Source organism: Synechococcus sp. R55.8 (assembly GCF_047461895.1).
In the GTDB taxonomy this organism is placed as follows: domain Bacteria; phylum Cyanobacteriota; class Cyanobacteriia; order Thermostichales; family Thermostichaceae; genus Thermostichus.
Genome location: NZ_JANSIB010000067.1, coordinates 8,382 through 15,777, shown reverse-complemented (window position 1 = coordinate 15,777; position 7,396 = coordinate 8,382). Strand labels below are relative to the sequence as shown.

The window sequence follows — 7,396 nt, the reverse complement described above, 5'->3', positions numbered from 1 at the left end:
ACCCGCTTTTTCGAGTACCCAACCGGCCTGTTGGCCAAGTCGGTGGCGTTGGTGGTTTGTGGGATCGGGGTGATCTGGATTGGGCTGAAGTTTGAGCGGCGCATCTTCTCCAGATCCTAAGTTTTCTTTCCCTTCTGGGAAGCCAAGTCCGCTTGGTTTAATTTGGTTTAACTAAGCGCACCTTAAGGCAAAGACCTAAATTAAGCTTAATTAAATTTCACAAGGTTTGAGGAACCTGCTCGTATTCCGGAAAGTCTTTGCTACCAGATTATTTTTCCTCTCCGTCGGCTTTAGCTGTAACTGAGGAAGAACGGGCATCTCTATACTTTTAAGGTTTGGAGAACACAGATGAAAGCAGGGCTTCACCTGGGCATTTTGGCTCTACTACTCACACCGTTTTGGGAGAGTGGTTTTCTCCCAGGTACTGCCTTGGCTCGAGATCATTTTTTGGTGGCTCAGGCTCCAGGGCCAGCTAGGCAGCCTATGCCTTCTGTGCCTAGATCGATACCCTCCCCAGTTCCCATAGCTCCGGCAGAATCCTCAGAAACTGTAGATGAGCTATTCCGCCAGGTTCCTTTCCCCCCTTCGCAAAGACCTCTGCCTGGCCTTCCGTGCTCGAGACCCATGGTGTTGCGCTCAGTAACCCTCAGCGCTCCTCCGCCAAACCCTGCTTCCCCCCTGCCATCGGAGGTTCCACCCCAAATTTGGACAACTCTCCAGGGCCCTTTCGGGACAGTCAACTGGGGAGAGCGCCAAGCCAATAAACTCTTTGCTCATACCTTCCAATGGAGCCCCCCTTGTAGAATAGGCTGCCGGATGGGAGGCACCCTTACGTTTACCTATCGCAATAACTTGCAGGCAACAAGTAACACAGCTCCTAATGCCGGGAACGACAGGTACTACCTATTCAACGGCGGGACTTCAACTCAAGCGGGGTTTTTGTATACTTCCCCAAGTCCGCCTGGCCAAACCTTCACCAAAACCCTAACCCTCTCGCCTGCAGAGATTGCAAACAACAGAGTGACCCTAGTAGTTCAGGATGATACGGCGGTTTTGGAAGCTAAGCTAGAGCTTAGATACTGCTGCTGTGAATGCGAGTTTCCCATTTGAAGTTGAGTGAAATTTGCCTTAGGGGGGACTTCCGTGCCCCCCTTTTCTTCAACTCCCCCTGGCTGCAGACCTCAAAGCTTACTCAGAAAGGGTGGAAAAGCCTAACGGCGGGCCTGGGCAAAAATGGCCTGCAAAATCTCGTCGGCCCCCTGCTGTTTTAGCTTTTCTGCAAGAGCCATCCCCACTGCCTCGGGATCGGCGGTGGATCCCGTCTGAGTATCGCGGATGAGCCGCCGGCCATCCAGGTCGGCCACCATACCGGTTAGGTGCAGCGCCTCCCCTTGGACTTGGCTGTGAACGCCAATGGGCACTTGACACCCTCCTTCCAAAGCCCGCAGGAAAGCTCGCTCTGCCAAGCAGCGCGCCGTCGCTTCCACATCCGCCAAGGGTCGCACCAAATCGAGGATGCGCTCATCTCCCTGCCGACACTCGATTCCCAGGGATCCCTGCCCAACCGCGTACAGAGACACGCCGGGATCCAGCACCTCGTGGATCCGGTCGGCTTTGCCCAGACGCTTCAAGCCGGCCACCGCCAAAATCAGGCCATCGTACTCTCCCCGCTCCAGCTTGGCCAAGCGGGTGTTGAGGTTGCCCCGCACATCCTTAAAGTGCAAGTGGGGAAAGGCATGGCGCAGTTGGGCCAGCCGCCGCAGCGATGAAGTGCCGATCACCGTCCCCTCTGGCAGGGTGGCCAGTCGGTAATCCCGGAACTTTTCCCCCACCACCAAAGCATCCAGGGGATCCTCCCGCCGCGTGATCGCCCCCAACACCAAGCCCTCCGGCAGGCGAGTGGGCAAGTCTTTAAGGCTGTGTACCGCCAAGTCGCTGCTGCCGTTGAGCAGGCTAACCTCCAATTCCTTGGTGAAGAGACCTTTGTCTCCAATTTTGGCCAGGGCTACATCCAGGATGATGTCTCCCTGGGTGGAGAGAGTGTTGAGCTCCAGGGGTAATCCCGGATGGTGTTCTTGCAACTGACCCATCACCCACTGGGTCTGCACCAAAGCCAACTCGCTTTTTCGAGAGGCGATCCGCACCGGCTTGGTGATCCCAGCAGAGGGTTTGGAGGGGGTCGAAGCCAGTTCACTCATGGCTGCCGCAAAAAAGAACACTGCCTCTCACGCTAGCCGAATCTGTGCCAGGGCAAGGCGGCGGCCTTTAAGATCCTTAACCAAAACTGCAGTTTCCCGAAATCAAGACTTTACCGCAGGGATCCCAGCCGGTAGGATAGGTAGATGGATTCTCCGGCTCGGCGGGGGAGGATCCGGTCTGTCAAGCTCCTCTTCCCCAACCCCAGAGCTTTTGAGGGGAGCTTTCTACAATGGGCACAAGCCCCTGGTTTGGTTGGTCGTCTGCCTGGATGAGTCTTATGGAAGAAAACAACGTCAGCAACGGCACTCAATTACTGCTCAAACGCAACATTCCCGTTAAGGTGGTGGTCACACCCCTTTGGAAAAAGGAAATGCAGGAGCAATTGGAGCGGCAGATCGAAGCCACCGATGCTCAGATGCAACAGCTGGAGTTTCAGGGCAAGCGGGCTATTGCCGAACTGGAGAAACAGAGCCCCAACCCCAACAGCCCCCAAGTGCTCCAACAGGTGGAAGCGGTGAAAAGCCGCGTGAACGAGCAGAAAATCCGCCTCTTGGATCAGAAAAACCAATTGTTGCAGCAGATCAACCAACTGAGCACCCTGGAGCTTAACCAAGAAGTGCTTCAGGGCAATGTGGAGAGCTTCTTCCGAGTCCAAAAAGGAGACAACCTGATCCAGAAAATGCAGGTCGAGATCCTTCTGGAAGATGGGGTGATCAAAGAGATTCGCGGTAACCCATAGGCTACTCACCCCCTTGCCGGAGAAGCGGCAGTCGGGATCCCCAATTTTTCTCGCCTGTAGGTTCTCGAGAACTCCGTTTCGCCAACACAATGGGTGACAATAGGTAACAACCTCTTAACAGCCTTTGGGTTAACGCTCGCACAGGCTGGCGAGGTTGGGTAACATTGCCGCCCGGGGGAGGATTCCCATGTCTGAGTTCGTCTGGTCAGAGCCAGAGCCTCTCGAGGATCTTCATCTTCCCGATTGGTTGCTCACCTCGGCCCAGCGCCGCCGTCTCAAGGCTCTGCTGGTTCTGGCCATGGTGTGGGGGTTGGTCAGCCTGATGCATGTGGTGCCGACGGCCCGTTGGATCACCGTTGGTTTGGCCACGTTCATGGTGATCCACATTAGCCGCTTATTTCGCCTGCAACCGGCGACCTCCCTGCCCCCTCTGAGACTTCCTCCTGCCGCTGCGACCCGCCGGGATCCCAGGTCAACAGATAACAGCGATGACCCTAACAACAATGACTCTGTCCTGCCAATGCAACGGGATGGGCAGAGCGGGCTTTCTGAGTTGGGCGGGCTGGCCTTGCCCCGTGTGGCTGTGTTGATCCCAGCCAAGAATGAGAGCGCAGTGCTCCCACGGCTGTTGCACAGCTTGACCCAGCTCCGTTACCCCACCAGCCATCTGGAGCTGTGGGCCATCGACGACAACAGCAGCGATGCCACCCCTGAAGTTCTGCGGGAAGCCCAAAAGCGGATCCCGCATCTGCGGGTTTACCGGCGGCAGCCAGGACGAGGGGGGGGCAAGTCCGGTGCCCTCAACGAGGTACTGCCCCTGACTCAAGGGGAGATCATCCTGGTCTGCGATGCCGATGCTGTGGTGCCCTCGGATTTTCTTGCCCGCACTCTACCCTTGTTTGTTCAAGTGAGCAGCCTGCGCAGCCGTTTTGGCAGACGGATGGTAGGGGCTGTACAGGTGCGCAAGGCCCTGAGCAACCCCAAGGTCAACTTCTGGACTTTGGGGCAGGTGGCGGAAATGGCCTCCGACGCTTATTTTCAGCAGCAGCGCGTGGCCGTGAGGGGCATTGGCGAGCTACGCGGCAATGGCCAACTGGTGCGGCGAGATGTTTTGGAAAAGTGCGGCGGCTGGAACGAGGCCACCCTCACCGACGACTTGGATCTCACCTTTAAGCTGCACCTGGCGGGCGTAGATATCGCCTTTCTGCCAGAGCCGGCCATCGTCGAAGAAGGGGTCACCTCTTGGAAAAGCCTCTGGCACCAGCGCTGCCGCTGGGCAGAAGGGGGCTACCAGCGCTATCTCGACTACTGGCCAGGGATCCTCAGTCGCCGGATGGGGATGGCCAAAACGGTGGATCTCTGGGCCTTCTTTATTTCTCAGTACTTGCTGCCGATGGCCTTGGTTCCCGACACCCTCTGGGTGCTGTTGGCGGGCCACTCCTCGGTGCTGCTCCCCTTGAACGCTCTGGTGATGGGCTGCCTGACGGTGGCTTTTTACCGGGGGCTACGCCAGGTGGAGGGCTTGCGCGGACGGCGACTTTGGTGGCACACCGCCCTGGGCTTGGTCTACATGCTCCACTGGCTGCCGGTTATGATCGCCACAACCGCTCGCATGTGTGTACAGCCCAAGCGCCTAAGGTGGGTGAAAACTGTTCATCACGGCGCTTGAGGTCAGCAAGTTGGATCCAATCCTGCTATCCTAGTCAAGCACCTGCTCACGCCCTGCTCGACCATGGCCCGCCTCTACTACGACACCGACGCCAACCTGGAGCCTTTGGCCGATAAAACCGTTGCCATCATCGGCTATGGCAGCCAAGGCCACGCCCACGCCCTCAATTTGCGCGATAGCGGTGTCCAGGTCATCGTTGGCCTTTACCCTGGCAGCCCTTCCTGGCCCAAAGCCGAGCAAGACGGCTTAATGGTCAAAACGGTGGCGGATGCTGCCGCTGCCGCCGATTGGGTAATGGTTTTGCTGCCCGATGAAGTGCAAAAGGCCGTTTTCCAGGGCGAAATCCGTCCCCACCTGCAGCCGGGGAACGTGCTCCTCTTTGCCCACGGCTTCAACATTCACTTCGGGCAGATCCAGCCGCCGGCAGACGTGGATGTCATCATGGTTGCCCCCAAAGGCCCTGGGCACTTGGTGCGGCGCACCTACCAAGCGGGGGAAGGGGTGCCCTGCCTGTTTGCCGTCTATCAAGATGCCTCGGGAATGGCACGGGAGCGGGCCATGGCCTATGCCAAAGCCATCGGTGGCACGCGGGCCGGCATTTTGGAAACCACCTTCCGGGAAGAGACCGAAACCGACCTCTTTGGCGAGCAGGTGGTGCTCTGCGGTGGGCTGACGGCTCTGATCAAAGCGGGGTTTGAAACCTTGGTGGAAGCGGGCTACCAGCCGGAACTGGCCTACTTCGAGTGCCTGCACGAGGTGAAGCTGATCGTGGATCTCATTGTCGAGGGGGGCTTGGAGAAAATGCGCCACAGCATCTCCAACACGGCAGAATACGGCGACTACACCCGTGGCCCCCGCATCATCACGGAGCAAACCCGCGCCGAGATGAAACGCATCCTCGCCGAGATTCAAAGCGGCCAATTTGCCCGTGAATTTGTCTTGGAAAATCAGGCCGGCAAGCCAGGGCTTACTGCGATGCGGCGCCGCGAGGCCGAACACCCCATTGAACAGGTGGGCAGGGAGCTGCGGGCCATGTTTAGCTGGCTAAAGAAATAGTCGGGTATCTGGAGCTGAGGGTAGACCATCTCTGTGCTGGATCTGAAGCTGCTGCGGGATCGCCCTGAACAGGTACGCCAAGCCCTGCAAAACCGCCGGGCCACAGTCGATCTGGATGGGATCCTGCAGTTGGATCGGGAGCGGCGGCAGTTGGAGACCCGCAAGGGATCCCTGCAGGCTGAAAGCAACAGTCTCGGCAAAAAAGTCGGCGAGATCCTCCGCCAGGGGGCGGATCCCCAGGGCCCCGAAGTGGCGGCCCTACGGCAGCGGGGGGTGGATCTCAAGGCCGAGATCGCCCAACTGGAGCAGCGGGAACGAGAGCTGGAAGAGGAGATTCGTGCTCGGCTGCTTACCCTGCCCAATTTGCCCCTGCCCAGCGTGCCGGTTGGCCGAGATGAGACCGACAATGTAGAGGTGCGTCGCTGGGGTGAGGAGCTGAAACCTGCCCATCCTGTCCTTCCCCATGACGAGATTGCCGAAAAACTAGGGTTGCTGGAGATTGGCCGTGCGGTCAAAGTGGCCCAAAGCCGCTTTGTGGCTATGGTGGGGGCAGGCGCGGCCCTGGAACGGGCCTTGATTGCCATGATGCTGGAGCGCCACATTGCAGCCGGCTACACCGAGGTGATCCCGCCCTTTTTGGTCAACAGCGCTGCTTTACAGGGGACGGGGCAATTGCCCAAGTTTGCCGAAGATAGTTTTCGCTGTGCTGATGACGACCTGTGGCTGATCCCGACCGCGGAAGTTCCCCTCACCAACCTGTACCGGGATGAGGTGATCCCTGCAGAGTCTCTTCCTCTCTACTTCTGTGCTTACACCCCATGTTTTCGCCGCGAGGCGGGCAGCTATGGCCGCGACACCAAGGGGCTGATCCGGTTGCACCAGTTTCAAAAAGTGGAGCTGGTCAAGGTCACTCGCCCAGATCAATCGGAAGCCGAACACGAGAAGCTAGTGCAGGATGCCGAGGCCATCTTACAGATGCTGGAGCTGCCCTACCGGGTGGTGGAGCTGTGTAGCGGCGATTTGGGCTTTGCGGCAGCCCGCTGCTTTGACTTGGAGGTGTGGTTCCCCTCCCAAAATCAATACCGCGAGATCTCCAGTTGCTCCAACTGCTGGGACTTTCAGGCCCGCCGTGCTAACCTGCGCTACAAAGAAGCCGGCCAGAAAGGCACCCAGTTTGTCCACACCCTGAACGGATCTGGCTTGGCGGTGGGGCGCTCTCTGGCTGCCCTGCTGGAAAATCACCAACAGCCGGATGGCTCAATTCGCATTCCCAAGGCGCTGCGTCCCTTTCTCAGCTCCCGCTTTCTCTCGGAAGACGGGATCCTCATTCCTGCTGCCTGAGCTCAAACTCAACAAGATTGGATTGAGATGCTCCTGCCCAGATAGGCGGGTGTTCCCATCTTTTCTCCGACGACGGAGAATTGCAAGCTGTCTCACGGCAGTTTTTTGAAACCTCTGAAATGAACAACCTTGACCTGCCCCCGGCTCTAAAGGGCGAGGATCCCTAACACTTCACAGAGACGATCCACCTGGCGGTAGCCTCAATCTTTAGGGTCATTTCAAGTTAGGTTGAGACACTTCCCAAGTGCTCTGCGGTACCGCTTCCGCTATGCAAAAGGGGAGAGGAGCTAGGAAGCAATGCATTCCTACCTTCCTGCCGGGCTGTCCTTCCGCTCAAGATTTGCCCTTGAGGCGATCCAACTCAGCTTGCAATTCGGCGATCTTCTGGCGCA

The 7,396-nt window shown here is 58.0% G+C and carries 5 protein-coding genes; 4 read left to right on the top strand and 1 reads right to left on the bottom strand.

Annotated elements, in window-relative coordinates; genetic code table 11:
* Window positions 1-1,211 precede the first annotated feature (1,211 nt).
* A complete protein-coding gene (gene hemC / locus NW829_RS08025) occupies window positions 1,212-2,198 on the bottom strand; it encodes a hydroxymethylbilane synthase (RefSeq protein ID WP_414416828.1) in 987 nt (328 codons plus the stop codon).
* 278 nt (window positions 2,199-2,476) lie between these two features.
* Between hemC and NW829_RS08020 the strand changes: the two genes are divergently transcribed.
* From NW829_RS08020 to serS, 4 genes are all read left to right on the top strand, one after another.
* Window positions 2,477-2,938, top strand: a complete 462-nt coding sequence (locus NW829_RS08020; protein WP_011433386.1) for a YlqD family protein — start codon at window positions 2,477-2,479, stop codon at window positions 2,936-2,938.
* A gap of 187 nt (window positions 2,939-3,125) precedes the next feature.
* Window positions 3,126-4,607 (top strand): glycosyltransferase, encoded by a 1,482-nt coding sequence (locus tag NW829_RS08015; protein ID WP_414416827.1) that lies wholly within the window; start codon window positions 3,126-3,128, stop codon window positions 4,605-4,607.
* Window positions 4,608-4,670: 63 nt separating this feature from the next.
* Window positions 4,671-5,663, top strand: coding sequence for a ketol-acid reductoisomerase (gene ilvC, locus NW829_RS08010; protein ID WP_414329205.1), 993 nt, complete (start codon window positions 4,671-4,673; stop codon window positions 5,661-5,663).
* A 33-nt stretch (window positions 5,664-5,696) separates the two neighbouring features.
* Complete coding sequence (gene serS / locus NW829_RS08005) at window positions 5,697-7,004, top strand: serine--tRNA ligase (protein ID WP_414416826.1); 1,308 nt, start codon at window positions 5,697-5,699, stop codon at window positions 7,002-7,004.
* Window positions 7,005-7,396: the final 392 nt, after the last annotated feature.

Excerpts from the sequence above, each read along its gene's own strand:
- NW829_RS08015 (WP_414416827.1), top strand. The coding sequence starts at position 3,126 with ATGTCTGAGTTCGTCTGGTCAGAGCCAGAGCCTCTCGAGGATCTTCAT.
- hemC (WP_414416828.1), bottom strand. The coding sequence starts at position 2,198 with ATGAGTGAACTGGCTTCGACCCCCTCCAAACCCTCTGCTGGGATCACC.
- NW829_RS08020 (WP_011433386.1), top strand. The coding sequence starts at position 2,477 with ATGGAAGAAAACAACGTCAGCAACGGCACTCAATTACTGCTCAAACGC.
- ilvC (WP_414329205.1), top strand. The coding sequence starts at position 4,671 with ATGGCCCGCCTCTACTACGACACCGACGCCAACCTGGAGCCTTTGGCC.